Annotated in this window: 20 protein-coding genes and 2 pseudogenes; 16 read left to right on the top strand and 6 right to left on the bottom strand. The window is 74.1% G+C overall.

Translation table 11 applies throughout. The features are described 5' to 3' along the window. Position 1 precedes the first annotated feature (1 nt). Together MF408_RS25825 and MF408_RS18065 are read right to left on the bottom strand one after the other, a co-directional pair. A pseudogene (locus tag MF408_RS25825) lies at positions 2-535 on the bottom strand (LysE family translocator); the annotation flags it as partial. A gap of 27 nt (positions 536-562) precedes the next feature. Then, positions 563-757, bottom strand: coding sequence for a hypothetical protein (locus MF408_RS18065; RefSeq protein WP_240248846.1), 195 nt, complete (start codon positions 755-757; stop codon positions 563-565). 172 nt (positions 758-929) lie between these two features. Between MF408_RS18065 and MF408_RS18060 the strand changes: the two genes are divergently transcribed. The 3 genes from MF408_RS18060 (at position 930) to MF408_RS18050 (ending at position 3,504) form a co-directional block, all read left to right on the top strand. Beyond that, positions 930-1,985 carry an HNH endonuclease signature motif containing protein gene (locus tag MF408_RS18060; protein ID WP_240248845.1) on the top strand — a complete coding sequence of 352 codons (1,056 nt, stop codon included), beginning with the start codon at positions 930-932 and terminating at the stop codon, positions 1,983-1,985. 236 nt (positions 1,986-2,221) lie between these two features. Continuing rightward, on the top strand, positions 2,222-2,467 hold the full coding sequence (locus MF408_RS18055) for a hypothetical protein (RefSeq protein WP_240248843.1): 246 nt from the start codon (positions 2,222-2,224) through the stop codon (positions 2,465-2,467). Positions 2,468-2,550: 83 nt separating this feature from the next. Beyond that, positions 2,551-3,504, top strand: a complete 954-nt coding sequence (locus MF408_RS18050) for an SDR family oxidoreductase (protein WP_240248842.1) — start codon at positions 2,551-2,553, stop codon at positions 3,502-3,504. Here the strand turns inward: MF408_RS18050 and MF408_RS18045 are convergent. Continuing rightward, complete coding sequence (locus tag MF408_RS18045) at positions 3,438-5,513, bottom strand: EAL domain-containing protein (RefSeq protein WP_240248841.1); 2,076 nt, start codon at positions 5,511-5,513, stop codon at positions 3,438-3,440. The two genes, MF408_RS18050 and MF408_RS18045, sit on opposite strands and share 67 nt — an antisense overlap. A 189-nt stretch (positions 5,514-5,702) precedes the next feature. Between MF408_RS18045 and MF408_RS18040 the strand changes: the two genes are divergently transcribed. The 4 genes from MF408_RS18040 to MF408_RS18025 all read left to right on the top strand — a co-directional run bounded on the left by MF408_RS18040 (position 5,703) and on the right by MF408_RS18025 (position 9,090). Then, positions 5,703-6,410 carry a glycosyltransferase gene (locus tag MF408_RS18040; protein ID WP_240248840.1) on the top strand — a complete coding sequence of 236 codons (708 nt, stop codon included), beginning with the start codon at positions 5,703-5,705 and terminating at the stop codon, positions 6,408-6,410. A gap of 789 nt (positions 6,411-7,199) precedes the next feature. Next, a complete protein-coding gene (locus tag MF408_RS18035; protein ID WP_240248839.1) occupies positions 7,200-7,364 on the top strand; it encodes a hypothetical protein in 165 nt (54 codons plus the stop codon). Between the two features lie 12 nt (positions 7,365-7,376). Beyond that, entirely contained in the window at positions 7,377-8,537 is a 1,161-nt protein-coding gene (locus tag MF408_RS18030; protein WP_240248838.1) for a GGDEF domain-containing protein, read from the top strand. A gap of 139 nt (positions 8,538-8,676) precedes the next feature. Continuing rightward, the gene (locus MF408_RS18025) at positions 8,677-9,090 is read left to right on the top strand and encodes a pyridoxamine 5'-phosphate oxidase family protein (RefSeq protein WP_240248837.1); all 414 of its coding nucleotides are present in this window, start codon (positions 8,677-8,679) and stop codon (positions 9,088-9,090) included. A gap of 9 nt (positions 9,091-9,099) precedes the next feature. Here MF408_RS18025 and MF408_RS18020 read toward each other — a convergent pair whose 3' ends face one another. Both MF408_RS18020 and MF408_RS18015 read right to left on the bottom strand, forming a co-directional pair. Next, complete coding sequence (locus MF408_RS18020) at positions 9,100-10,380, bottom strand: GAF domain-containing protein (protein WP_240248835.1); 1,281 nt, start codon at positions 10,378-10,380, stop codon at positions 9,100-9,102. 437 nt (positions 10,381-10,817) lie between these two features. Continuing rightward, positions 10,818-11,468 carry a response regulator transcription factor gene (locus MF408_RS18015; protein WP_275693217.1) on the bottom strand — a complete coding sequence of 217 codons (651 nt, stop codon included), beginning with the start codon at positions 11,466-11,468 and terminating at the stop codon, positions 10,818-10,820. 393 nt (positions 11,469-11,861) lie between these two features. On the opposite strand from MF408_RS18015, the gene MF408_RS18010 reads away from it, so the two are divergent. The 9 genes and pseudogenes from MF408_RS18010 (at position 11,862) to MF408_RS17970 (ending at position 21,806) form a co-directional block, all read left to right on the top strand. Further along, positions 11,862-12,212: a CBS domain-containing protein gene (locus tag MF408_RS18010; RefSeq protein ID WP_240248834.1), complete on the top strand. Its 351-nt coding sequence runs from the start codon at positions 11,862-11,864 to the stop codon at positions 12,210-12,212. A gap of 34 nt (positions 12,213-12,246) precedes the next feature. Beyond that, entirely contained in the window at positions 12,247-13,212 is a 966-nt protein-coding gene (locus tag MF408_RS18005) for a hypothetical protein (protein ID WP_240248833.1), read from the top strand. 247 nt (positions 13,213-13,459) lie between these two features. Then, positions 13,460-14,906: pseudogene (locus tag MF408_RS18000) on the top strand (cytochrome ubiquinol oxidase subunit I). Positions 14,907-14,922: 16 nt separating this feature from the next. Continuing rightward, positions 14,923-15,951 (top strand): cytochrome d ubiquinol oxidase subunit II, encoded by a 1,029-nt coding sequence (cydB, locus tag MF408_RS17995; RefSeq protein WP_240248832.1) that lies wholly within the window; start codon positions 14,923-14,925, stop codon positions 15,949-15,951. Then, a complete protein-coding gene (locus MF408_RS17990; protein WP_240248831.1) occupies positions 15,948-16,304 on the top strand; it encodes a hypothetical protein in 357 nt (118 codons plus the stop codon). The genes cydB and MF408_RS17990 overlap by 4 nt, the downstream gene beginning before the upstream one ends. Then, entirely contained in the window at positions 16,217-19,363 is a 3,147-nt protein-coding gene (gene cydD, locus MF408_RS17985; protein ID WP_240248830.1) for a thiol reductant ABC exporter subunit CydD, read from the top strand. The genes MF408_RS17990 and cydD overlap by 88 nt, the downstream gene beginning before the upstream one ends. Further along, on the top strand, positions 19,360-20,259 hold the full coding sequence (locus MF408_RS17980) for a universal stress protein (RefSeq protein ID WP_240248829.1): 900 nt from the start codon (positions 19,360-19,362) through the stop codon (positions 20,257-20,259). The genes cydD and MF408_RS17980 overlap by 4 nt, the downstream gene beginning before the upstream one ends. Before the next feature lie 378 nt (positions 20,260-20,637). Continuing rightward, on the top strand, positions 20,638-21,234 hold the full coding sequence (locus MF408_RS17975; RefSeq protein ID WP_240248828.1) for a universal stress protein: 597 nt from the start codon (positions 20,638-20,640) through the stop codon (positions 21,232-21,234). Further along, positions 21,234-21,806 (top strand): hypothetical protein, encoded by a 573-nt coding sequence (locus MF408_RS17970; RefSeq protein ID WP_240248827.1) that lies wholly within the window; start codon positions 21,234-21,236, stop codon positions 21,804-21,806. The genes MF408_RS17975 and MF408_RS17970 overlap by 1 nt, the downstream gene beginning before the upstream one ends. Here the strand turns inward: MF408_RS17970 and MF408_RS17965 are convergent. Further along, a complete protein-coding gene (locus tag MF408_RS17965; RefSeq protein ID WP_240248826.1) occupies positions 21,803-25,291 on the bottom strand; it encodes a GNAT family N-acetyltransferase in 3,489 nt (1,162 codons plus the stop codon). The two genes, MF408_RS17970 and MF408_RS17965, sit on opposite strands and share 4 nt — an antisense overlap. Positions 25,292-25,330 lie beyond the last annotated feature (39 nt).

The following is a 25,330-nucleotide window of genomic DNA, read 5'->3' as shown; positions in this document are numbered from 1 at the left end:
CCTGCACGCCCAGCCACACGACGTACGCCGCCCCGACCAGCTTGAGCGTCGTGTAGGCGCTCGCCGACGCCGCCACGACCGCACCCAGCCCGACCGCGACGAGCACCACCTGGAAGGTCAGGCCGATGCCGTTGCCGACCACCGAGAGCAGCGCGTCGCGCCGGCCGACCGTCAGCGCCCGGCCGATCGCGAAGAGCAGGCTCGGTCCGGGCACCTGGATGAACAGGATCGAGGCGACGAGGAACGCGAGCCACTGGCTGGAGGTGGGCACGCGCCGATTGTTCTCCCGGCGCGCGCGGGCGGCAACGGGGTTTTCGTGCCGCTCAGGGTGCGGAGGAGCGACCCGGGTGATCGTGACCGGGTGCCAGGTCGTCTTGGGTCGTCGTTCTGTGGTCGGGGTCGAGACGGGTACGACGAAGGGTTGCGCATCGCTGTCGGGGACGGGTTCTCGGTGGTGGCCGAGGGGGCTCCGACCCACCTTTCGTCCACAGGCTCGGATGCACCGGATTGCTGTCCACAGCGGGGTCCTGAGCATCGGGCGGTGTCGGTGGCGGCGTGTTGACTAGATCTCATGGAACTCGGGACCGCACCGCTCTTCGACCTCCCCGCCGCGACTGCGGCGCGGGTCGTCGAGACCGAGCCTGCCGAGTCCGAGGTGCCGGTGAAGACGTTCACCCACGAGCTGCTCGACCTCGCCGCGGAAGACCGGGCTGTGATCGCGGCCCGCGAGCTCGCCCTGGTCCAGCGGATCGCCCACTGGGCCAACCTCAACACCATCCCCACCACCGACGGCGCGGCGACCCTGACCGAACGCGGTCTCGACACCGGCTCCCCTGTCGCGGGTGAGGGGGCGCCGTTGATCAGCGACTTCGCGATCATCGAGCTCGCCCCCCATCCTCGGCCGCTCCCTCGACTCCGCCCGCTCCTACGTGGGCTGCGTCGTCGAGCTGAGCCACCGGCTGCCCGAGATCTGGGCCAAGATGCTGGAGGGTGCGTTGCCGGTGTGGAAGGCGCTGCGGATCGCCGACCAGACCCGCCTTCTCAACGAGGCGGCCGTCGGTTTCGTCGACCATCACCTCGCCCCCTTCGTCGCGGGGTGTTCGTGGGCGCAGATCGACCGGCTCATCGAGGAGGCGATCACCCGGTTCCAGCCCGATCTCGCCGAAGCCCGCCGCCGGCGTGCGGAGGAGTCTCGACGGTTCGACATCGACCTCGACCACGCCGGCACCGAGGGTGTGGTGCCGGTCGACGGGGTCCTCGACACCGCCGACGCGATGGATCTCGAGCGCGCGGTTGCCGCGAAGGCGAAGGAGCTCGCGTCACTCGGCGATGAGGACTCCCTCGACGTCCGCCGGGCGAAGGCGGTCGGTGAGATCGCCCGCGACCAGCTCACCCTCGACCTCACCGGCGACGACGCTGACGGCGACCAGCCGGAGCACCCGCGCCCGGTCGCCGGACGCGGCATCGAGCTGTTCGTCCACCTCACCGACACCGCCCTCAGCGACGACGCCGCCGCCTCCGAAGGGGCGTGCGTCGGTCGGTTGCAGAACCTGCAGGTTCCGGTCACCGCTGAGCAGATCCGTCAGTGGTGTGGTGCGGCGGGGCGGATCATCGTCCGCCCGGTCCTCGACCTCGCCGGCTGCGAGCCGGTCGACGCCTACGAAGCGCCCGACCGCCACCGCCGGGTCGTGGTCCAGCGTGACCACCGGTGTGTGTTCCCCGGGTGCACCAAGCGCGCAGAACGCTGCGACGTCGACCACATCCAGCCGCACGCCCAAGGTGGCGTGACGTGTCCGTGCAACGAAGCCGCCCTGTGCCGCGGCCACCACCGCGCGAAGACCCATGCCGGCTGGAGCTACGAACGCCTCGCCCCGACCGTGTACCTGTGGACCAGTCCGTCTCGGCACCGCTACCTCGTCACCGCCGCCGGCACCCGGGCCCTCGACCCCGGCGACGACGCCGGCACCGACCCGCCCGAGCAATAGGCACCGCGCCCCACACCCCGCCCGATTCGGCGGGGCCAGCGGCATGCCCGGCCACCGCCTCGCGGGCCTGCGCGGTGGATCCCCGTCACCAGGTGACCGCGATCAACCGCACAACCCTGCTCGATCCTGCCCCCCCCGACCACAGAACGACGACCCCAAGCCGTCGGCGACGGGTCGGCCACAACTGCCGGAAACCACTCCCACGACGCCCGCCGCCGGGCTACCGTCGGCGGACCATGAGCACCGCTTCTCCTCTCGGCCCCTACCGCTCCCCCGAGGAGCTGGCACGCGGTCGACGGCGCGCTCTGGTGCACCTGCTGGTCGCGGTCGCCGCCCTCGGCCTCGCCCTGGTGGCGCACCGAGCGGTGGGTGACGACCAGCTGGTGCGCACCTACGTCCTCGCCGGCGGGCTCTTCCTGCTCGGGGCGCTCGGGCCGATGATCCGGATGTCGCGGACCGAGGGGTCGGGCGGCGCGGACTGACCTCCGGCGGACCGGCTCCGACTGCGTCCGCCGCCGGGACCGGTGCCCACTAGGGTCGGGGCACCTGATCAGGAGGAGGATGCGTGGGCACCTACGCAGTGACCGGCGCGGCGTCCGGGATGGGCCGCGCGGTCGCCGACCGCCTGGCCGGGGCGGGGCACACGGTGATCGACGTCGACATCGCCGACGCGACGGTGACGGCCGACCTGGCGACGCCGGCCGGGCGACGTACGGCGGCCCAGGCGGTGCTCGACGAGGCGGGCGGCCGTCTCGACGGAGCGGTGCTGGCGGCGGGGCTCGGACCCGCCCCCGGGCGCGGGCGGGCGCGGCTGATCAGCGAGGTCAACTACTTCGGCGTGGTCGAGCTGCTCCAGGCGTGGCGACCGGCCCTGGCCGCCGGTGACCGCGCCAAGGTGGTCGTCTTCTCGAGCAACTCGACGACGACGGTGCCGCTGGTGCCGCGCCGGGCGGTGCGGGCGTTCCTCGACGACGACATCGAGCGGGTCCTCAAGACGGTGCGGCTCTACGGCCGCCAGGCTCCGACGTTCGCGTACGCGGCGAGCAAGCTGGCGGTCTCGCACTGGGTGCGCAGGACCGCGGTGACGCAGGAGTGGGCCGGCGCGGGCATCCGGCTCAACGCGATCGCTCCGGGAGCGATCGCCACGCCGCTGCTGGAGAAGCAGCTCGCGACGCCTGCGGAGGCCAAGCAGATCCGGTCGTTCCCGGTCCCGATCGGCGGGTACGGCGACCCGGGGCACCTCGCCGAGTGGGTGCTCCTCATGCTGTCCGACGCCGCCGACTTCCTGTGCGGCAGCGTGGTCTTCGTCGACGGCGGCTCCGACGCGTGGTTCCGCGCCGACGACTGGCCTCGACCGGTGCCGGCCACGGCCCTGCGCCGCTACTTCCGCCGGATGAAGGAGTTCAGGCGGCTGCGGCGCGCGGCCCGGCCCCTCGCGGCGGTGACCGGTCCTCAGGACATCGCCCCGACGACGCCCATCGCCTCGCCGAGGCGGTCGGACGGCACCCCGGGGCTGTAGCGGAACCCCTGCACCTCGTCGCAGCCGCGGGCCCGCAGGTACCTCTCCTGGTCCGCGGTCTCCACGCCCTCCGCGACGACCTCCATGCCGAGCGCGTGCGCCATCACGATGACCGCGTCGACGATCGCCGCGTCCCGCCCGGGGCCGGTGATGCCGTGGACGAACGAGCGGTCGATCTTGATCCGGTCGATCGGGAACCGCGTCAGGTAGGCGAGGCTGGAGTAGCCACGGCCGAAGTCGTCGATGGCGATCCGCACGCCGAGCTCGTGGAGCGCCGTGAGGATGGCGATCGCGTCGCCGTGGTCGTCGATCAGGAGCCCCTCGGTGATCTCGATCTCGAGCTGCTTCGGCTCCAGCCCCGCTTCCGCCAGGGCGTCGACGACGGTGCTGATCCAGGTGCGGCTGCGCAACTGGCGCGGCGACACGTTGACCGCGAGCCGGAGCGGCCGCCCGAGGCGCCGCTGCGCGGCGGCGACGTCGACGCACGCCCGGCGCAGCACCCACTCGCCGAGCTGCATGATCGTGCCGCGGTCCTCGGCGACCGGGATGAAGCGGTCCGGCGGCACCGGCCCGAGGTCGGGGCTGTTCCACCGCGCGAGCGCCTCGACGCCGACGAACTCGCCGGTGTCGAGGTCGAGCTGCGGCTGGTAGACGACCGACAGCTCCTCGGCGTCGAGCGCCCGGCGCAGGGCGGTCGACATCGCGAAGTCGTCACGGGTGGCGTCGAGCATCTTCTCCTCGAACCACTGCAGGTTGTCGCGACCGGCGGCCTTGGCGTGGTCGAGCGCGGTGTCGGCGTGCCGCAGCAGCGTGGCGGGGTCGCAGCCGTCCTCGGGGAAGAGGGCGCCGCCGATGCTCGCGGTCATCGCGAGCTGGTACTCGAGCACCTCGACCGGCGCCAGCGCCTCCTCGAGGACGAGCTCGAGCCGCTCGGTGAGCTCGGGTCCCTCGCCGTCGTCGGTGAGCACCAGCGCGAACTCGTCGCCGCCGAGCCGGGCGACCAGGTCGCCCTCCCCGACGTAGGCGTGCAGCCGGTCGGCGACCTGGAGGAGCAGCTCGTCGCCGACGTGGTGCCCGAGGGAGTCGTTGACCCGCTGGAAGCGGTCGAGGTCGAGCAGGAGCAGCGCCACCCGTCGCCCGGGCTCGGCGGCCGCGAACGCCGCTTCGAGGTGGGTCATCAGGGACGCCCGGTTGGGGAGGTTGGTCAGGGCGTCGTGGCTGACCATGTGCTCGAACCGCTGCCGCGCCTCGACCCGCTTGCTGATGTCGTGGGCGACGACGAGGAAGCCGCGCTGGCCGTCCTCGCCGCGCAGCGCCACCACCGCCTCGCTGACCGGCACCGTGCTGCCGTCGCCGCGGACGTAGGCCCACTCCTGGTCCTCGCCGGGCGGCGTCTCCCGCGGCCCGTCGGACCGCCAGTCGCGCGGCTCGGCGTCGATCTCGGTCAGCCACGAGCCGACCAGCTCGTCCTTCCGCCGGCCGAGCAGCACCTGGGCGGCGGGGTTGGCGGTCGTGATCCGGCCGTCGCAGTCGGTGGCGATGATGCACAGCGGGATGGTGTCGAGGATCGAGCGGCGCAGGCCGTCCTCGCGCGCCGCGGCGAGGGCCGCCTGGCCGCGCAGCCGCTCGCTGATGTCGATGATGGAGGCGAGGACGAACTGCTCCTCCCCGATCCGGATCGGGTTGAGGCCGATCTCGATCGGCAGCTCGGTGCCGTCCTTGCGCAGGCCGTGGAGCTCGCGCCCCACGCCCATCACCCGCCGGCTCGGCGCGCCCAGGTACGACGACCGGTAGCCCTGGTGCGCGGCCCGGGCGTCCGCGGGCACGAGGTCCTCGACCCGCAGCCGCAGCAGCTCGTCGCGGCCGTAGCCGAACGAGCGCTCCGCCTCGGAGTTGACGAGGACGATCCTGCCGTCGCTGTCGACCATCACCATGGCGTTCGGTGCCGCCTCGATGATCAGTCGGAGACGCTCCTCGTCCGCCGAGGCGCCTGCCGGCTGCGGTTCCATGATTCCTCGCTCCCTAGCAGGCACCCGCGTTCACGGGGAGTCTACGGAGGATCCGGCCGATCCTCCGCCGGATCCGCCGGAACCGCACGATCGACCGGACCTCATGGCCCGGAAGGACCATTTGGGCGCGGTTCGCGCACCGGGCCCCGCCCCGCGAACCTAGCCTCGTCGCGACGTGAGGAGCTGGACATGTGGGGTCTGCAGCGCGCAGTCGGCGCGCTCGTCCTCGGCGCCGCGATGGCGGGGGCGGGGTTGGTGTGGTGGTCGGTCTCCGACCAGGCGACGGCGTACGCCGACCGGCCGCCCGAGGGCGTCGTCCTCGGCGCCTGGGAGGTGCTCTACGACACCGCGGTGCCGACCACCGGCACCCTCGCGGCGGCCTGCGGGATCGCACTGCTCCTCGCCGCGGGTGTCGCCGCGCTCGAGCGCCGGTTCTCGGACGCGGCGCGTCGGAGCGCGGACCGCTTCCACCGGCCGCTCGCGCCCCAGCTCGTCATGGCCGACACCCGGGGTGTCTTCCACGGCGACGTCACCCTGACGGTGCTGATCCCGGCCCACGACGAGGAGGGGTGCCTCGCCGCGACCCTCGAGTCCCTGCTGGGGCAGTCGCGCCGGCCGGAGCGCGTCATCGTCGTCGCGGACAACTGCACCGACGACACGGTCGCCATCGCCGAGGAGGCCGGCGTGGAGGTGTTCGAGACGTCCGGCAACACTGACAAGAAGGCGGGGGGCGCTCAACCAGGTGCTCGTCGGGCTGCTGCCCGAGCAGGGCGAGAACGACCTGGTGATGGTCATGGACGCCGACACCGTCCTCGACGACGGGTTCCTGGCGGCGGCGGTGCGGCGGATGACCGACGACCGCGCGCTGATGGCGATCGGCGGCCTGTTCCACGGTGAGGAGGGGCACGGCCTGATCGGCCAGCTCCAGCGCAACGAGTACACCCGCTACGCCCGTGACCTGCGGCGCCGCCGCGGCCGGGTGTTCGTGTTGACCGGCACGGCCACGGTGTTCCGCCCTCGGGGCCTGCGCTGGGTCGCCGAGGAGCGCGGCACCAACCTCCCCGGCGTCCCCGGTGACGTCTACGACACGACGGTGCTCACCGAGGACAACGAGATCACGCTGGCGTTGAAGAGCCTGGGCGCGATCGTCCTCTCCCCCGCCGACTGCACCGTGGTGACGGAGGTGATGCCGACCTGGCGCAACCTGTGGGCCCAGCGGCTGCGCTGGCAGCGCGGCGCCCTGGAGAACCTCGGCGCCTACGGCCTGCGGACCCAGACCTTCCGCTACTGGGCTCAGCAGCTCGGCATCGGTTACGGCGTGATCGCGCTGAGCGGCTACCTGGCGCTGATGCTGCTGATGGCGGTGTCGTTCGACTCGTGGGTGTGGTTCCCGTTCTGGCTGGGCATGGGCGCCGTGTTCGCCGCCGAGCGGGTCGTCGGCGTGTGGCAGGGCGGCTGGCGGGCCCGCCTGCTGGCGGCCCTGGTCCTCCCGGAGCTGCTGTACGCGATGTTCCTCGACGTCGTCTACGTCAAGGGCGTCGTCGACATCTCCCGCGGCCGCCAGGGCTCGTGGGGGCCACGTCGTGCGCAGCGCCCCCCGAGGCGAGCACCCGGTACGAGGCGGTGGCGTGATGACCGGTCTCCTCAGCCCCCCTCGGCATCCTGCTCCCGGAGTCGGTCCTGCAGATGCACTGGGTCGGCGTGCTCAGCGCGTTCGTGGCGGTCAACACCGTCATGTACGTCGCGCTCGCCGTCGCCAAGATGCTGCCGAAGGTCTACGTCGCCGACTGGCTGCCCCGGCGCCACCAGCGCGCCGAGACCCGCAGCATCCACCCCGACGGCCCCCGGTAGGCCGGCGCGGGCATGGACACGGCAACACTCCGGGTGGCCTTCGGCCTGGTGGCCCTCTGCGTCCTCGTGCTCTTCTACGGGGCGACCTACCGCACCACCAAGGCGCCGTACTGCGGCTGGTGGTGCTCGTCGATGGCGTTGTTCATCGTGTCGTCGCTGCTGTACCTGCTCAACGGGACGCCGGCGCAGGCGGTCGCCAACCCGCTCGGCAACACGCTCGCGGTTGCCGGCGGCAGCGCGGTGTGGGCCGCCGCCCGCTCGCTGCGAGGCCGACGGACGCCGTACCTGCCGCTGCTCCTCCCCGCGGCGGTCGTGCTGGTGGCCTCCGCGCTGGCCCACCCGGAGCGCGACGTGTGGGCGGGCGGCGCGGCGTTCCTCGCCGGGATGGCGCTCGCGTTCGGCCTGACGTCGCACGAGCTCGCCGGGGTGTTGCGGGAGCACCGGCCCGGCCGGGACGAGTGGGCCCAGCACCGGTTCACGATCGGGTCCCTCCTGGCGGCGTCGACAGTGGTGGCGGTGTTCTACCTGCTGCGGTGCGTGGTGTTCGTCGCCGTCGGACCCGACCACGAGCTGTTCCGCACCGCGTTCGGCTCCGAGCTGACCACCCTGCTCACCATGGCGCTCCTGGTCGTCGTCACGTTCAGCATGTCGGCGCTCAGCCACCTGCAGCAGACCAGCGAGCTGCGCGAGCAGGCCACGCACGACGGGCTCACCGGGGCGCTCAACCGCTCGGCGTTCATGCGTGCCGCCGAGCGCTCCTTCGCCGACGACGCCGTCGCGGCCTCCGGCGTCGTCATGGTCGCCGACCTCGACGGCTTCAAGGCGCTCAACGACGGCCACGGCCACGCCGCGGGCGACCGGGCGCTGGTCGCGTTCGCGCGGGTGTGCCTCGACGTGGTGGGCGACGGCGGCACGGTCGGGCGCCTGGGCGGCGACGAGTTCGCCGTGCTGCTCCGCGACGGCTCCCAGGGCGAGCGCGTCGCACGCGAGATCAGCAACCGGTTCGGGGCGGAGCACCTCGACGAGACCCACCCGACGGTGAGCTTCGGCATCGCTGCCGTCGACGCCAGCCTCGGCGTGAAGGACACGATCGTCCGCGCCGACGTCGCGCTCTACCAGGCGAAGGCCGCCGGGCGCGACCGCGTCGAGCGGTACGTCGTCCCGGCCCGCTGAGCGCCTGGTCCGCGCCGCCTGCTCCGTGTGGTCGGGACCAACGTCCCACCGCCGCCGGTCCACCGGCCCTGTGCCCGGCGCCGGGGGTGGGGTTGCGTGGGTGCCGACACCACGAGTCCGTGTGCGAAGGAGGACCACGATGAGCGAGTCCTGGTTCAAGAGCCGGGTCCGCGACCTCGATCGCGACGAGTGCCTGGCCCTGCTGCGCGCCGGCGACGTCGGCCGGATCGCCTTCGTCGACGACTCGGGGCCCGACATCCTCCCGGTCAACTACGCGGTCCAGGGCGAGGACGTCCTGGTGACGACCAGCAGCTACGGCGTGATCGCCCGCGCCGCCACCGGCGCCCGGGTCGCGTTCGAGGTGGACGAGCTCGACGCCTTCACGCGGTCCGGCTGGTCGGTGGTCGTCCGCGGACCCGCCGAGCGGGCCGCGCAGTTCGAGCTCTCCGCCGACCTCGACGAACGACCCTCGCCGTGGGCGGACGGCGTCCGCACGTACACGATCCGGATCCGGCCCGAGGTCGTCACCGGCCGGCGGCTGATCCCCGCCTGACGCCGCGCGTCACCGCCGGGGCACCGACCACCGCACCGTCGTCCCCTTGTCCGGCGCCGAGTCGATCTCGCAGCTGCCGCCGCGCTGCTCGGCCCGGTGCCGGATGTTGGCGAGCCCGCTCTCGGCCACCCCGGGCGGGATCCCCGTGCCGTCGTCGACCACGGTGAGCGTGATCCGGTCGCCCGCCTCGAGGACGACGGTGACCGCCCCCGCCTGCGCGTGCCGGCCGGCGTTCGACAGCACCTCGCCCAGCACGGCCAGCAGGTCGGGTGCGGTGGCGTCGTCGATCAGCGTCCGCACCGGCCCCTCGAAGCGCAGGTCGGGCCGGAACTTCAGCGTGGCGGCCGCGCGGTCGACCAGGCGGGTCACCTCGGCCTGGATGTCCGCGGACGCCTCGACGGTGCCCAGGGCGAAGATCGAGCGGCGGATGTCCTTGATGGTCGCGTCGATGTCGTCGACGGCCTGCTCGAGACGCTCGGTGACCTCCGGCCGGTCGACCCGCCGGGCGGTGCCCTGGAGACCGAGGCCGATCGCGAACAGCCGTTGGATGACCAGGTCGTGGAGGTCGCGGCCGATGCGGTCGCGGTCCTCCAGGACGGCGAGCCGCTGCTGGTCGGAGCGGGCCTGGGCCACCTGTAGGGCGAGGGCGGCCTGCTCGGCGAAGCTCGCCGGCATCTCGGCGGTCACCGAGTGGAACCGGTCGGCGTGGTCCGGCGTCCAGCCCAGCGCCAGGGCGCCACGGGTGCCGCTCGACCCCAGCGGCACCACGATGACCGGACCGAGCTCCGGCCAGCCGGGGAGACGCCGCACGCCGAGCGCCCGCGGGCCGTGCGCGACGTCGGCGATCCGCACCGGCTCGCCCGACTCCACGACGAGCTGCGCGAACGAGTCGTCGAGCGAGAGATGGTCCAGGTCGGCGGCGGTCACCTTCGCGCCCGCGACGGCCCGCACGCTCAGGTGGTCGGCGTCGTCACCGGCCACGATCCACGCGACGTCGGCCCTGGCGACCTCCCGCGCCCGACCGGCGACCGCCTCCAACGCCTGGTCGCCCGAGGCCGACCCCGCCAGCAGGCCGGTGATCTCCGCCGTGGCCCGCAGCCACTCCCCCCGACGGGTCGCCTCCTCGTAGAGGCCGGCGTTCTCGATCATCACGCCGGCCGCGGCGGCGAGGGCGACCACGACCTCCTCGTCCTCGGCGGTGAAGTCGCTGCCGTCGCTCTTCTCCGACAGGTAGAGGTTGCCGAAGACCTTGCCACGGATCCGCACCGGCACCCCGAGGAAGGAGTGCATCGGGGGGATGGTTCGGCGGGAAGCCGTAGGACTCGGGATGCTCGGCGATGTCGTGGAGCCGCAGCGGCTCGGGGCGGTCGATGATCAGGCCGAGGAGGCCGTGGCCGCGGGGCAGGTCGCCGATCCGCAACGCGTCCTCGTCGGAGATCCCGTGGTGGATGAACGTGCGCAGCCGCTTGGCCTCGCTGTCGCCGAGCACGCCGAGGGCGGCGTACTTGGCGTCGACGAGCCGGCTGGCGATCAGCACGATCCGTGAGAGCACGCCGTCGAGGCTGAGGTCCGACGCCATCGTCACGACCGCGTCGAGGAGCAGCCGCAGCCGGGCCTGCTGGTCGAGGGCGCCCTGCATCCGCGCCTGGACCTCCTCCACGAGGTCCTCGAAGGCCGCGTCGAGGAGCGGACGGCCTCCGGTCGGCTCCGGTCCCACCGCTGTCATCTCAGCGGTCGGAGCGGCCGTGCTTGACCGCGAAGATCGCGGCCTGCGTGCGGCTCGACAGGCCGAGCTTGGCCAGCAGCGAGGAGACGTAGTTCTTGACCGTCTTCTCGGCCAGGAACATCTCCTGCGCGATCTCGCGGTTGGTCCTGCCCTCGCCGATCAGCTCGAGGATGCGCAGCTCCTGGTCGGTCAGCCCCTCGAGGTCCTTGTCCTTCTCGGGTCCCTTGCGGATCCGCTCGAGCACCTGCGCGGTCACCGACGGGTCGAGCGTCGACTGGCCGGCGGCCACGCGTCGGATCATGTCGACGAGGTCGGAGCCGCGCACCTGCTTGAGCACGTAGCCGGCGGCACCGGCCATGATCGCGGCGAACAGCGCGTCGTCGTCGTCGTACGACGTCAGGATCAGCGCCGCGATGGCCGGGTCCTGCGAGCGGACCTCCCGGCACACGTCGATGCCGGAGCCGTCGGGCAGCCGCCCGTCGAGGATCGCCACGTCGGGCCGCAGGGCGGGGATGCGGCGGGCCGCCTCCACGGCCGAGCCGGACTCGCCGACGACCTCGAAGTCGGGCTCGGCCTCGAGCAGCTCACGCATCCCGCGACGGACCACCTCGTGGTCGTCGAGGAGGAAGATCCGGATCGGTGTCTGGCTCACGCCCCTCACCGTAACGGCTCCCCGTTGCCGGGCGGGCAGGATCTCCCGCCGGCTGAGGACCTTGGTCCCTGTTGCGCGCCGGGCCGGGCACGGACAGTGGTGTCACCGACCACACACAGGAAGCGGTGAGCACCATGATCGTGCGAGAGCTGATGACGACCGACCCGGTGACCGCGCGCACGCGGACGACCGTGAAGGCCGCGCTCGCCCTCCTCGACGAACACGACATCACCGCCCTGCCCGTCGTCGACGCCGCCGGACGGGTGGTCGGTGTGGTCAGCGAGGCCGACCTGATCCGTGACCTGATCGGCCCCGACCCGCGGCTGCACGCCCCTGCGCGCCGGGGCCGCCCAGACCGGGCCGGTCGACCGCCCCCGCGTCGTCGCCGACGTGATGACACCGCACGCCGTCACCGTCCGCCCGGACACCGACCTGGTCACCGCCATCGACCTGGCCACCTCGACCGGGATCAAGAGCATCCCCGTCGTCGACGAGCACGACCGCGTCGTCGGCGTGATCAGCCGGCGCGACGTCGTGCGGATGCTCGCCCGCAGCGACGCCGAGCTCGAGCACGACATCGACGACCTGCTCGTCTCCGCCGGGTTCCGCGACTGGCTGGTCGACGTCCACGACGGCGTCGCCGAGGTCAGCGGTCCGACCGACCCGCGCGACCGGGCCCTCGCCCGGGTCGTCGCGCGCGGCGTACCCGGCGTCGTCGAGGTCCACGTCGACCCCAACCCCTGAGCAGCCCCGAACCCTCCTCCTGATCGGAAGTCCGATGTCCCTGCCCGATTCCGTCGCCCGCCGGCTGGTGGACCTTGCCTGCCTCGCACCGAGCGTCCACAACACCCAGCCGTGGACCTGGATGGTCGACGGCGACCGGGTCCGGCTCTTCGCCGACCGCACCCGCCAGCTCCCGGTCGAGGACCCCTCCGGGCGCAACCTCGTCCTGAGCTGCGGCGCCGCCCTCCACCACTTCCGGTTCGCCGCCGAGGCGCTCGGCTGGCACACGACCGTCCGCCGGCTGCCCGAGGCGGCCGCGCCCGACCTCCTCGCCGAGGTCCGGCTCGAGCGGACCGGCCCCTCGCCGACCGCCGCCGACGACCTGGCCGTCCTGCGCCGGCGCTGCACCGACCGCCGTCGGTTCACGTCGTGGCCGGTGCCCGACCCGCTCCTGGCCGCGCTCGCGGACGAGGCGGCAGAGGAGGGGGCGCTGGCGGAGCCGGTCGTCGACGTCGTCGCGCGGTTCCGGCTCGAGCTGCTCTCCCGCCGGGCGCAGAGTGTCCGCGACGCCGACCCGCTGGCTGTCCGGGAGCAGCTCTCCTGGGTGCGGCGCGGGGGCGACGACGGCATCCCGCGGGCCGTGCTGCCCGCCGAGACCTCGAGCGCCGACGCTGCCCGCCGGTCGCGGTTCGGCACCGGGGTCCTCGACGACGTCCGGGCCCCGGTGGAGAGCGGTGACGGCGTCATCGCGCTGGGCGGCTTCGAGGACGTGCCCGAGGAGTGGCTGCGGGCCGGCGAGGGCCTGAGCGCCCTGTGGCTCCGCGCGACCCGCGACGGCCTGTCGGTCGTGCCGCTGACGCTTCCGGTCGAGGTCGACGACGTCCGCCAGGAGCTCCGCGACGCCGTGCTCGGGGGTGCCTTCATCCCCCACCTCCTGGTGCGCATCGGCTGGCAGGCGATCGGCCGCAGCGAGCTGCCGCGCACCCCGCGCCGCCCGGTCGACGACGTGCTCATCGCCTGACGACGCTCGCGCGAGCGTCTTCCTGGCGCAGCGCCGACCTCGATGAGGCACCCCGCCACGGCACCGCCCGCTGTGCGGGTCATGAGCGCGTTCCGGTCCGACCCTGACTGGCGGACGCGCGCCGCGGAGGGCGCGACCGGGGCGACTGAGGGACCAAGGTCCCGCCGAGCAGGGAATTCCGGCCGTGGGGCGCAGCGGCGCCCACCCCTACGTTGATCACATCTGACAAGCGCGCGTAGGAGACCCCGTGGACCCGACTGACATCGCCCGGTGGCAGTTCGCCATCACGACCGTCTACCACTTCATGTTCGTGCCGATCACGATCGGCCTCTCCGCCCTCATCGCCGGCTACGAGATCACCTGGCTCCGCACGCGCAACGAGCAGTGGCTCCGGCTGACGAAGTTCTTCGGCAAGCTGTTCCTGATCAACTTCGCGATCGGCGTGGTGACCGGCATCGTGCAGGAGTTCCAGTTCGGCATGAACTGGAGCGACTACTCGCGGTTCGTCGGCGACGTCTTCGGCGCCCCGCTGGCCGTCGAGGGCCTGCTCGCGTTCTTCCTCGAGTCGACGTTCCTCGGCCTCTGGATCTTCGGGTGGGACCGGCTGCCGGAGAAGCTGCACGCCGCCTGCATGGTGCTCGTCCACGTCGGGACCCTCTTCTCGGCCTACTTCATCCTCGCCGCCAACTCGTGGATGCAGAACCCGGTCGGGTTCGCCTACAACCCGGAGACCGGACGGGCCGAGATGAACGACTTCGTCGCCGTGCTGCTCAACAAGGTGCAGCTGGTGACCTTCCCGCACGTGATCCTCGCCGCCTACATGACCGGCGCCGCGTTCGTGGTGGGCGTCGGCATGTGGCAGATGATGCGCCGCAAGCACACCGACGACGACCGCACGATGTACCGCAAGGCGGTGCGCACCGCGGCCGCGGTGGTCCTGGTCAGCGGCATCGGCGTCGCGATCACCGGTGACGTCCAGGGCAAGATCATGACCGAGGTGCAGCCGATGAAGATGGCGGCCGCCGAGGGACTCTACGAGACCGAGCAGCCCGCGGACTTCTCGCTGTTCCAGCTCGGCACGCTCGACGGCGAGCGCGAGACGTTCTCGGTGAAGGTGCCCGGCCTGCTGTCGTGGCTGGCGACCGGCTCGAGCGACGGCACGGTGCTCGGCATCGACGAGCTGCGGGAGCGCTACCGGGAGACCTACGGCCAGGACCCGGGCGAGAAGTACTACTCCCCCCGGCGACTACACGCCGGTGATCCCGCTGACCTACTGGACGTTCCGGCTGATGATGGGCCTCGGGATGGCGGCCGCGGCCGTCGCGGCCTGGGTCCTGCTCGCCACCCGCAAGGGTCGTACGCCGTCCGGCCGGCCGTTGCTGTGGGCCGCCGTCGCGCTGCCGTTCCTGCCGCTCTTCGCCAACTCCTTCGGCTGGATCTTCACCGAGGTCGGGCGGCAGCCGTGGGCGGTGTTCGGGTTGATGACGACCGAGCAGGCGGTCTCGCCCGGGGTGAGCACGGGCGAGGTGCTGACGTCGCTCATCGTGCTCACCGCGGTCTACGGCCTGCTCGCCGTGGTGGAGGTGCGGCTGCTGCTCACCTACATCCGCAGGGGCGCCGACCCCCTCCCTCCCCCCGACGACGAGCCCGACACCGGCCAGGGCGACGACCGCCCGCTGGCCTTCGCCTACTGAGAGCAGGAAGAGACCGATGGAGCTCACGACCGTCTGGTTCGCGCTGATCGCCGTCCTCTGGATCGGCTACTTCGTCCTCGAGGGGTTCGACTTCGGCGTCGGCATGCTGTTGCCGGTCCTCGCCGAGGACGACACGGAACGACGGGTCATGATCAACACGATCGGCCCGGTGTGGGACGGCAACGAGGTGTGGTTGCTGGTGGCCGGAGGCGCGACGTTCGCAGCCTTTCCCGAGTGGTACGCCACCCTCTTCAGCGGGTTCTACCTGCCGCTGCTGCTGATCCTCGTCGCACTGATCGTCCGTGGCCTCGCGTTCGAGTACCGGGCGAAGCGCGAGGAGGCGTCGTGGAAGCGGCGCTGGGACACGGCGATCATCGTCGGCTCCTTCGTGCCGGCGCTGCTGTGGGGCGTCGCGTTCGCCAACATCCTCCGCGGCGTCCCGATCGACGCCGACCACGAGTACGTCGGCGGCTTCTTCAACCTGCTCAACCCCTACGCCCTGCTCGGTGGCACGACCACCCTGCTGCTGTTCCTCGCCCACGGCGCGATCTTCGTCGCCCTCAAGACCGACGGGCCGATCCGCCACCGGGCGCGGGCGTTCGCGATCCCGGCGACCGTCGCCGCCGCTGCGGCCGCGGTGGCGTTCCTCGTGTGGACCCAGCTCCTCACCGGGACGGTGGCGTCGGCGGTCGCCTTCGCCGCCGCCGCGTGCGCGCTGCTCGCCGGCCTGGGCGCGGTCCGGGCCGGCCGCGAGGGCTGGGCGTTCGCGGCGACCTTCACGACGATCGCCCTGGCCGTGGCGGGCCTGTTCCTCGCGCTCTTCCCCGACGTCATGCCGACCACCCTGGCCGACGGGGTCGGGCTGACGACGTCGGACGCCGCGGCGACGCCGTACACGCTGGGGATCATGACGGTCGTCGCGATCGTGTTCACTCCGCTGGTCCTGGCCTACCAGGGCTGGACCTACTGGGTGTTCCGGAAGCGGATCGCCGTGCACCACATCCCGCTGCCGACCGCCGCCGGCGCGGCGCCGCCGGTCCCGTGAGGCCCTCGGACCCGCGGCTGCGGGCGCACCTCGCGCCCGCGCGCCGCGAGCTCGCCGGCGTCGCCGGAGCGGGGCTGCTGACCGGGCTGCTCGTCATCGCCCAGGCCTGGGCGGTGACCGGGCTGGTGCTGGCCGCGCTCCCCGGCGTGGAGGCGCCGTGGTGGGACGGCAGCGTCCTGGCCTGGGGTGGCGTGGTGGCTGCCGTGCTCCTCGCCCGTGGGGTCGTCGGCGGGTGCGGCGACCGGCTGCTGCGCGGGCCGCGTCGGTGGTCGGCACCTCCCTGCGCCGCCGGCTCGTCACCGCGGCCGCCGGCAGCCGCGGCAGCGGCATCGGGGAGCAGGCGGTGCTGCTGACCCGCGGCGTCGACGCGGTCGAGCCCTACGTGACGCGCTATCTCCCCGCGGTCGTCGTGGCGGGCGTGCTGCCGCCGCTGACCGTCGTGGCGATCGCGACCCAGGACCTGCTGAGCGCGGCGATCGTGCTCGCGACGCTGCCGCTGGTGCCCGTCTTCGGCGCCCTGGTCGGCCTCGCCACGCGCGACCGCGCGGAGGAGCAGTGGCGGGCGATGACGGTGCTGTCCGGCCACTTTCTCGACGTCGTCCGCGGGCTCCCGACCCTGGTCGCGCACCGCAGGGCCCGGGTCCAGTCGGAGCGGATCGCCGCGATCACCGACCGCTACCGCGTCGCGACGCTGCGCACGTTGCGGATCGCGTTCGCCTCCTCCGCGGTGCTGGAGCTGGTCGCGACCCTGTCGGTGGCGCTCGTCGCGGTCACGATCGGGGTCCGCCTCGCGTCCGGAGGCGTCGACCTGCCGACCGCCCTGGTGGTGCTCCTGCTGGCGCCGGAGGCCTACTGGCCGCTGCGCCGGGTCGGGGCCGAGTTCCACGCCGCCGCCGAGGGCGCGGCCACGTTCGAAGCGGCCCACCTGGCGCTCACGGCCGCCGACGACGCAGGTCCGGCGACCGGTGGGCCGGCGGCTCCGGGAGCGGGCCTCGAGCTCGCCAGCCTGTCCGTCACCTATCCGGGCCGGGCCGTCCCAGCGCTCGTCGTGACCCGGGAGCGGATCCCGGCGCGCGGCGTCACCGCCGTCGTCGGCCCTTCGGGGTGCGGGAAGTCCACCCTGCTCGCCGCGATCGCCGGCCTGGTGCCCGCGACGGGCGCGGTCACCGCCGCGGGCCGCCCCGTGGGCGGCCCTGCCTGGCAGGAGCAGGTCGCCTGGCTGGCGCAACAGCCGCAGTTCGTCGCCGGGTCGGTCGCCGACAACCTCCGGCTGGCGCGACCCGACGCCACCGACGGCGACCTCTGGGAGGCGCTGCGCCAGGTCGCCCTGGAGCTGCGGGTCCAGGCGCTGCCCCAGCAGCTCGACACCCCGCTCGGCGAGGACGGGTCGACGCTGTCCGCGGGCGAGCGAGCGCGGCTGGCGTTGGCGCGGGTGGTCCTCGCCGACCGGCCGTGGGTGCTGCTCGACGAGCCGACCGCCCACCTCGACCCGCTCACCGAGCAGGTCATCACCGACACCATCGTCGAGCTGGGCCGGCGTTCCGCGGTCGTCGTGGTCGCCCACCGGCCCGCAGTGCTCACGGTCGCCGACCACGTGGTCGCCCTGGACCGTCCGCCGGTCCCGGCCGCGACGAGCGCGCCACGTCCGGCGGAGCGGCGCCGGACGCCACGGGCGGCCTCCGCTGCGCCGCACCCGACCGACCAGCCGGCGCCGGCGCGGTTCGCCGGCAGCACGGTGGTCGGCGCCCTCGCCTCGGCGTCGGGAGTCGCGCTCACGGCGACCGCCGGCTGGCTGATCGTGCAGGCGTCCACCCGCCCCGCGGTGCTCACCCTCCTGGTCGCGGTCGTCGGCGTCCGCGCGTTCGGTCTCGCCCGGCCGGTCCTCCGCTACGTCGAGCGGCTGCAGGGGCACGACGCGGCCCTGCGGCTGCTCGCGCGGCGCCGGGTGGAGGTCTACGACGCGCTGGTGCCGCTCGTGCCCGCGCGGCTGGGCCGGCGACGCGGCGACCTGTTGAGCACGGTCGTCGACGACGTCGACAGCGTGGTCGACCGCGAGCTCCGGGTGCGGATGCCGGTGCGCCAGTTCGTGCTCGTCGCTGCTGCCGCGGTGGCGTTCGCCGCGCTGCTCGTGCCGGCGGCGGGCGGCATCCTGCTGGTCTTCTGCGCCCTCGCCGGGGTCGGGGCCTACCACCTCGCCCGGGCGGGCTCGGCCCGCGCGGAACGAGGCGTGGTCCACCTCCGGTCGGAGCTGTCGGAGCAGGTGGTCGACGCCCTGCAGGGCGCCGACGAGCTCACCATGTGGCAGGCCACCGGGCGCTCCGCCGACCGGGTCGCCGCGACGAGCGCGGCGATCGGGCGGGCCAGGTCGCGGGCGGCGGCGGGGCTGTCGGCCGCCCGTGCCTGGGTGCTGGCCGCGGCCGGCGCGGCGATGGCGACGACGGCGTACGTCGCCGGGAGCGCTGCTGCCGACGGAGCACTGTCGGGCCCGATGCTGGCCCTCCTGGTGCTGCTCCCGCTGGCCCTGACCGACGTCGCCCTGCCGCTCGCCGACGCCGGCGCCCTCTCCGTGCGGACCGCGGCGGCCCAGGCCAGGCTTCGCCGGCTGGAGGTCACCGCGCCCGCCGTGCGCGACACCGTCGCCACCGGCACCGCCCGGGGCACCGCGGTCGACGTCCGCCGGGCGCGCGCCCGGTGGGAGCCCCACTCTCCCCTGACCGCCGAGGTCTCGCTGCACCTCGGTCCCGGCGAGCGGGTGGGCGTCGTCGGCTCGTCCGGGTCCGGCAAGAGCACGCTGGCCGCCCTGCTGCTGCGGTTCCTCGACCCCGCCGCGGGGCGGGTGGAGCTCGGTGGCTGCTCGACACGCGACCTCTGGCTCGACGACGTGCGCCGCACCGTCGGCCTGGTCGACGACCACCCGCACGTCTTCGCGACGACGGTCGTGGAGAACGTGCGCCTGGCCCGGCCCGATGCCAGCGACGACGACGTCGAGGGAGCGCTGCGGCGCGCCCGGCTCGGGGACTGGCTCGACGGCCTGCCGGACGGGCTCGACACCTGGGTCGGCGACGGCCACGCGGCGGTCTCGGGGGCGAGCGCGCCCGGATCGGCATCGCCCGGTCGCTGCTGGCGGACAACCGGGTGCTCGTGCTCGACGAGCCGGCGGCGCACCTCGACCACGCCACGGCCACCGAGCTGGCCAGCGAGGTGCTCGGGGGCGACCGCGACCGGGCGGTGCTGTGGATCACCCACACCTCCGCCGGTCTCGACGCCGTCGACCGCGTGGTCGACCTCGACGGCTACCGCTTCCCCGAGACCGACACCGACACCGCACGGTCGGCCTAGGTCGAAGGTCCCTCCGGCGCGGGTCCTGTGCCGCTACCAGCGGGGGCGGACGCGGCCGATGCTCGGAGCATGACCAGCACCATCGCCCCCGGCAGCATCGTCGTCGGCATCGACGGCTCCGAGCACGGCGACCTCGCCGTGGAACGGGCCGCCGTCCAGGCCGCGTGCGAACGGCGTCCGCTCGCGGTCGTCGCGGCGGCCCGGTTCGCGTCGCTGCAGCGGACGGGTGGCGACGCCGGCACCTCGCGCTGCACGACCACCGAGGCGCTGCGCGAGGTCGCCGCGCTCACCGACGACGCAGCCCGACGCGCCCTCGCCGTCGCGCCCGGGATCACCGTCGACGCGCGGCCCCAGCTCGGCGACCCGCGACAGGTCCTGGCCGACCTGTCCGCCCGGGCGCACCTGCTGGTGGTCGGCAGCCACGGCCGCAGCATGTTCCGAGGCACCCCCCTCGGGTCGGTGACCGCGGCCGTGAGCCGGCTGGCCACCTGCCCGGTCCTCATCTGCCGCCCGTCGCCGGGCGGGGCCGGGGACGGGGTCGTCGCCGGGGCCGACGGGACACCGGGCTCGCTGCCCGTCCTCGAGCTCGCGTTCGCCCAGGCCTCGCTGCGGGGCCTGCCGGTCACGGTCGTGCACACGTCGCGGGACGTCCTCGCCGGCGTCTCCCGGCTCCCCGAGCTGTGCGGAACGGTCGTCAACGAGTCCTACCTCGACGAGCTGACCACCATGCTGGCCGCGACCGTGACCGACCTCGGCGAGAAGTACCCCGACGTCACGGCGACGCTCGAGACCCGGACCGGGCTGCTCGGCGCCGTGCTCGGTCCCGAGCGCCGCGGGTGGGACCTGGTGGTGACCGGGCGGCCGCCGTCGCGTCGCAAGGACCTGCTCGCGCTTCCGCTTCCCGGCACCGTCGCCGAGCGCAGCCGGTGCGACGTCGTCGTCGTCCCGCAGGGCTGCACCTGGTCGTAGCAGCGGGCTCCCGGACGCCCCGACGGGCCCAAGGTCCCACGGACGGAGGATCTCCGGCCGTACCGCAACCAGCACCACCGAGAGAGGTTCGGACCATGAACGAGATCACGCGTGGAACCATCGTGGTGGCGACCGACGGCTCGCCCCACTCGGACCGGGCCGTCCAGTGGGCGGCCGAGCAGGCCTACCTGGAGCGGCGGCCGCTGGCCGTCGTCTCGGCGGCGTTCGACCCGACGCCCGTGATGGCGGGCGCCGGCATCGGAGCCGTCCCCGTCATCCCGCCCGAGGACCTCCTCGCGGCGGCGACCGCACTGGCCGACGAGGGTGCGGCCCTGGCCCCGTCGGCACCGGCCCGGGCTGGACGTCGAGCCCCTCCCGATGCGGGGCGAGCCACGCGGGGTCCTCACCGATCTCGCCGCCCACGCGCACCTGCTGGTGCTCGGGTCCCGCGGCCGGGGCGCGGTGCTGAGCCGGTTGCTCGGCTCGGTGAGCGCATCGGTCGGCAAGCACGCGTCCTGCCCGGTCGTCGTGGTCCGCCCGGGACACCGCCGGGCGACCGACCACGGCGTGCTCGTGGGTGCCGACGGGACCTTGCAGTCGCTGCCGGTCATCGAGTTCGCGTTCCGGCAGGCGTCGCTGCACGACCAGCCGCTGACCGTCCTGCACTGCGTGTGGGACCTCGCGGCGGCCGTCGACGGCCCGTCGCTCCTGCGCGACGGTCAGCCCGAGGCGCGGGCCCTGCTCTCGGAGTCGGTCGCGGGGTTCCGCGAGCGCTACCCCGAGGTCCGGGTCGACCTCCAGGTCGCCCGCGGCTTCGCCGAGACCTGCCTGGCCGCCGACTCCGACCGGTGGAGCCTGATCGTGGTCGGGCGCCACCCCGCCGAGTCGCTGGGCCGGCTGGCCACCCCGACGGTCGCCACCTCCGTCCTCGAGCGCGCACGGACCTGCGTCGCGGTCGTCCCCCAGGAGCCGTGATGACCAGGCAGCCACGGGCCCTGGTGGTCCACGAGTCGATGTTCGGCAGCACCGCCGCCGTCGCCGCCGCGGTGGCCGACGGCCTCCGCGACGAGGGGTACGACGTCGTCGTGGCGGACGTCGCGACGACGTCCGCCACGGCGCTCCCGGTGCCGCTGGCCGAGCTCGACCTGCTCGTGCTCGGCGGACCGACGCACGCCTTCTCGATGACCCGCGCCAGCACCCGGCAGGACGCCGTGCGCCAGGGCGCCGACCCCGGCCGCGCCGAGGTGGGCCTGCGCGAGTGGATCGCCGCGCTCCCCCGGTCTGCCGACCCGCTGCCACCCGTGGCGGTGTTCGACACCCGGGCCGCGAAGGCACGACGGCTGCCCGCCGCCGCGCGCAAGACCGCCCGGCTCCTCCGCGCCCACGGCGCCCGTGCCGTCGTACCCCCCGAGGGCTTCCTGGTCGAGGACGTGCAGGGCCCGGTCGTCGACGGCGAGCTGCCGCGCGCGTCCCGGTGGGGCCGGGCCGTCGGCGCGGCCGCCCGCGCGGCGGCGCCGGCAGAAGGCCCGGCGGATCTCGGGACCTAGGACCCGCGCAGCCGGTCCCAGCGACCCTGCCGACGCGGCCCGCCGCCAGCGAGGCTTGAGGCATCAACAGAGAACAGGGGCCGAGGGCCCCACGATCGGAGATGAGAACGATGACCACGGTCCAGACCCCCCGCCACCTCGACGTCATGGTCGAGAACGACATCGTCACCCACAGCGCCGCCCGGCGTGCGCTGGCCGTCCTGCGGATCGGCTTCGGCGTGACCTTCCTGTGGGCCTTCCTCGACAAGCTGCTCGCCCTCGGCTACGCCACCGGCAAGAGCGCCGAGACCGGCGCGGTCGACTACTTCGGCCCCGACGCCTGGGTCAACGGCGGCAGCCCCACCTTCGGCTTCCTGACCTTCGGCGTCCCCGAGGACAACCCGATGCGTGAGTTCTTCAACGGCATCGCGGGCGACACCTGGGCCGACTGGCTCTTCATGATCGGCCTCGCCGGCATCGGCCTCGCCCTCATCCTCGGGATCGGCATGCGGCCCGCCGCGATCGCCGGCGCCGCGCTCTACATGATGATGTGGCTCGCCGCTCTCCCGCTGGAGAACAACCCGGTCGTCGACGACCACCTGATGGGCGCCGTGATCGTGGTCGTGCTGGCGCTGACCCTGGCCGGCGACACCTGGGGCCTCGGCAAGGCCTGGGCCAAGACCAAGCTGGTCCGGAAGTACCCCGTCCTCCGCTGACGACCCCCCGAACCGAACGGCCCCGCCTGCACCCGGCGGGGCCGTTCGCATGCCCGGGTGCCGTGCCCGCCGCGCCGTGCGCCTCACCGAGGTCGGCGCAGCTGGCGCGGCGAGTCCATCGGCACGTCGCCCGCCGGCGCGAGCCGCAGCTTGGTGTCGACCACCGCGCAGGACCCGGGGCTCACCAGCACGGGGTTGAGGTCGACCTCGGCCACCTCGGGAACGTCGACCGCGAGCCGGCCCAGGCGGCTCGCCAGCCCGGCGACCTCCGCGACGGCCACCGGTGCCGAGCCGCGGAAGCCGTCGAGGAGCGGCGCCAGCCGCAGCGTGCTCAACACCCGCAGCGCCTGCCCCTCGTCGAAGGGAGGCAGCAGGAAGGCGCGGTCGTCCCACACGTCGGTCGCGACGCCGCCGGCCGCGATCATGACGAGCGGACCGAGCGACGGGTCGCGGACCACCCCCAGGGCCAGCTCCACACCGGCGGCCATCGGCTGGACGAGGACCCGGCTCGGCCCACCCCCGCACCTGCTCGAACGCCGCGACCGCGGCCCGCACCTCCTCCGCGCCTTGCAGGCCGGTACGCACGGCGCCGAGCTCGGTCTTGTGCACGACGTCGGGCTCGGCCAGCTTGACCGCGACGGGGAACCCGACCGCCGCGGCCACCTCGGCGGCGCCCTCGACTCCGACCGTGAACCGCCCGAGCAGGTCGATGCCGTAACGGCCGAAGAGCTCGGCGGCCGTCTCCGGCCGCACCCATCCCTCCGGGGTCGCCTCGGCGAGGAGCCGGCGCGCGGTCGCCCGTGCGTGCCGCACCTCGACCGGGTCCGTGGGCGGCGGCCCGCCGACGGTCTTGGTGGCCCGCCACTCGGCGTACCGCACGGCGCGCCCGAGCGCCCCGAGCGCGGCAGCCGCGCTGCCGAACACGGTGACCTCGGAGCCGGCGGTCGGCTCCGCGCCGAGCACGACGACCGCGACCGGCCGGCGCGGCCGTTCGGCGCGCAGCCGCGCGAGCGCCTCGAGCGTGGCGGGGACGTCGTTGGTGCCCGTCGCGACGAGCACGACGACGAGCGCGTCGACCTCGCCCGAACCGAGCACCTCGCTCGAGATGGCGGCCAGCTGCGCCGCCTCCGCACCGGCCCCGGCATCCACGGGGTTGGCGGTGCCGGTCGTCTGGTTGACGAGTCCCGCGAGCCGCTCCTGCAGGTCGGGCGAGAGCTCCACGACGTCGAGCCGCTCGTCCTCGGCGGCGTCGGCGGCCAGCACGCCGAGTCCCCCGGCGTTGCTGACGATGCCGACCCGCCGGCCCGCGGGCAGCGGCTCGCGGGTCAGGAGCAGGCAGGTCTCCGCCAGCTGCTCGGCGTCGTCGCACCCGATCACACCTGCCTGGGCGAACAGGGCACGTACGCCGGCCGCGGGCGAGGCCGCAGCCGCGGTGTGGGACGCACCGGCGCGCTGACCGCCCGTCGACCGACCGCCGACCAGCGCCACCAGCGGCTTGCGCTCGCTGAACAGGCGGGCGAAGCGAGCGAACTTGCGGGCGTTGCCGAACGACTCGAGGTAGAGCGCGCCACAGGTGACGGCGGCGTCGTCGTACCAGGCTGCGAGCAGGTCGTTGCCCGAGACGTCGGCCTTGTTGCCGAGGGAGACGAAGTAGCGCACCCCGACCCCCGCGCGGGCGACCAGGTCCATCAGGGCGATGCCGACGCCGCCGGACTGGCTGGCGACGGCGAGCCCTCCGGGCGGCGGGACCGTGCCGCCGAAGGTGGCGTGGAGCCGCACGTCCGGGTCGTTGCTGATCAGGCCCAGGCCGTTGGGCCCGACGAGGCGGATGCCGTGCCGCCGTGCGGCGACGACGAGGTCGTGCTCGAGCGCCGCGCCGTGCCGGCCCATCTCACGGAAGCCGGACGAGATCACGACCGCGGCCCGGACACCGGCGGCCGCGGCGTCCTCGAGGGCGTCGGCGGCCCGCTCGGCAGGCACCGCGATGATCGCCAGGTCCACCGGGTGCGGCACCTGCGTGGCGGCGGGGTACGCCGGCACCTCGAGCACGCGCTCGGCGTTCGGGTGGACGATCGCGAGCCCGCCACGGAACCCACCCGAGCGCACCGCGGAGACGACGGCCGCACCGATGCCGGACCCGTCGCGGCGGACTCCGTAGACCGCCGCGGTCCTCGGCGCGAGCAGCGGCCCGAGCGAGAGCCGCTCGGCGGCGAACTCGCGCCGGTCCGCGGCGGCCTGGACGTCGGCGGTCACCGCCGTGCCCATCCGCAGGACCTGCTCGCCGCCCTCGTGGCGGACCTCGACGTCGAAGCCGGCGTCGCCGAACACCCGCATCATCCGGTGGTTGGACGAGAGGACCCGGGCGTCCATCCATCGCAGTCCCTGGTCGCGGGCCGCGGCGGCGAGGTGCTCGAGGAGCAGGGTGCCCATGCCCTGCCCCCGCATCTCGTCGGCGACGAGGAACGCGACCTCGCACACGTCGGGACCGACCGGCTCGGCGGTGCCGAGCGCGACCACGCGTCCGTCGACCTCGGCGACCAGCGCGATGGTGTCGGGCGACGTCAGCACGTGGTCGACGTAGCGGTGGGCCGCAGCGCGGGCGACCGAGAAGAACCGCAGCCACAGCGCCTCGTCGGAGACCCGGTCGTGGAGGTCGTGGAGGGCCTCGCCGTCCTCCGGCCCGAGGCCGCGGACGACAGCGATGCGGCCGTCGCTGAGGAGGACGTCGGCGCCCGACGTGGCTCCGACGTCGGTCGGCTGGGAGTCGGGAGGCTCGCTCGGCGTCGACATCCACCCAGGATCGTGGGGCTGCCGGCGGTCTTCAAGGAG

It is taken from the genome of Nocardioides sp. TF02-7, from assembly GCF_022437945.1.
GTDB lineage: Bacteria > Actinomycetota > Actinomycetes > Propionibacteriales > Nocardioidaceae > Nocardioides.
The sequence above is the reverse complement of the archived record's forward strand: the minus strand, read 5'-3'. Positions and strand labels throughout refer to the sequence as shown.

What these genes read in the sequence shown, in the direction of transcription:
- MF408_RS18055 (WP_240248843.1), top strand. Translation starts at nt 2,222, where the DNA reads ATGAGCACCGCTTCTCCTCTCGGCCCCTACCGCTCCCCCGAGGAGCTG.
- MF408_RS18045 (WP_240248841.1), bottom strand. Translation starts at nt 5,513, where the DNA reads ATGGAACCGCAGCCGGCAGGCGCCTCGGCGGACGAGGAGCGTCTCCGA.
- MF408_RS18040 (WP_240248840.1), top strand. Translation starts at nt 5,703, where the DNA reads ATGTGGGGTCTGCAGCGCGCAGTCGGCGCGCTCGTCCTCGGCGCCGCG.
- MF408_RS18035 (WP_240248839.1), top strand. Translation starts at nt 7,200, where the DNA reads ATGCACTGGGTCGGCGTGCTCAGCGCGTTCGTGGCGGTCAACACCGTC.
- MF408_RS18030 (WP_240248838.1), top strand. Translation starts at nt 7,377, where the DNA reads ATGGACACGGCAACACTCCGGGTGGCCTTCGGCCTGGTGGCCCTCTGC.
- MF408_RS18025 (WP_240248837.1), top strand. Translation starts at nt 8,677, where the DNA reads ATGAGCGAGTCCTGGTTCAAGAGCCGGGTCCGCGACCTCGATCGCGAC.
- MF408_RS18020 (WP_240248835.1), bottom strand. Translation starts at nt 10,380, where the DNA reads ATGCACTCCTTCCTCGGGGTGCCGGTGCGGATCCGTGGCAAGGTCTTC.
- MF408_RS18010 (WP_240248834.1), top strand. Translation starts at nt 11,862, where the DNA reads ATGACACCGCACGCCGTCACCGTCCGCCCGGACACCGACCTGGTCACC.
- MF408_RS18005 (WP_240248833.1), top strand. Translation starts at nt 12,247, where the DNA reads ATGTCCCTGCCCGATTCCGTCGCCCGCCGGCTGGTGGACCTTGCCTGC.
- cydB (WP_240248832.1), top strand. Translation starts at nt 14,923, where the DNA reads ATGGAGCTCACGACCGTCTGGTTCGCGCTGATCGCCGTCCTCTGGATC.
- MF408_RS17980 (WP_240248829.1), top strand. Translation starts at nt 19,360, where the DNA reads ATGACCAGCACCATCGCCCCCGGCAGCATCGTCGTCGGCATCGACGGC.
- MF408_RS17975 (WP_240248828.1), top strand. Translation starts at nt 20,638, where the DNA reads ATGCGGGGCGAGCCACGCGGGGTCCTCACCGATCTCGCCGCCCACGCG.
- MF408_RS17970 (WP_240248827.1), top strand. Translation starts at nt 21,234, where the DNA reads ATGACCAGGCAGCCACGGGCCCTGGTGGTCCACGAGTCGATGTTCGGC.
- MF408_RS17965 (WP_240248826.1), bottom strand. Translation starts at nt 25,291, where the DNA reads ATGTCGACGCCGAGCGAGCCTCCCGACTCCCAGCCGACCGACGTCGGA.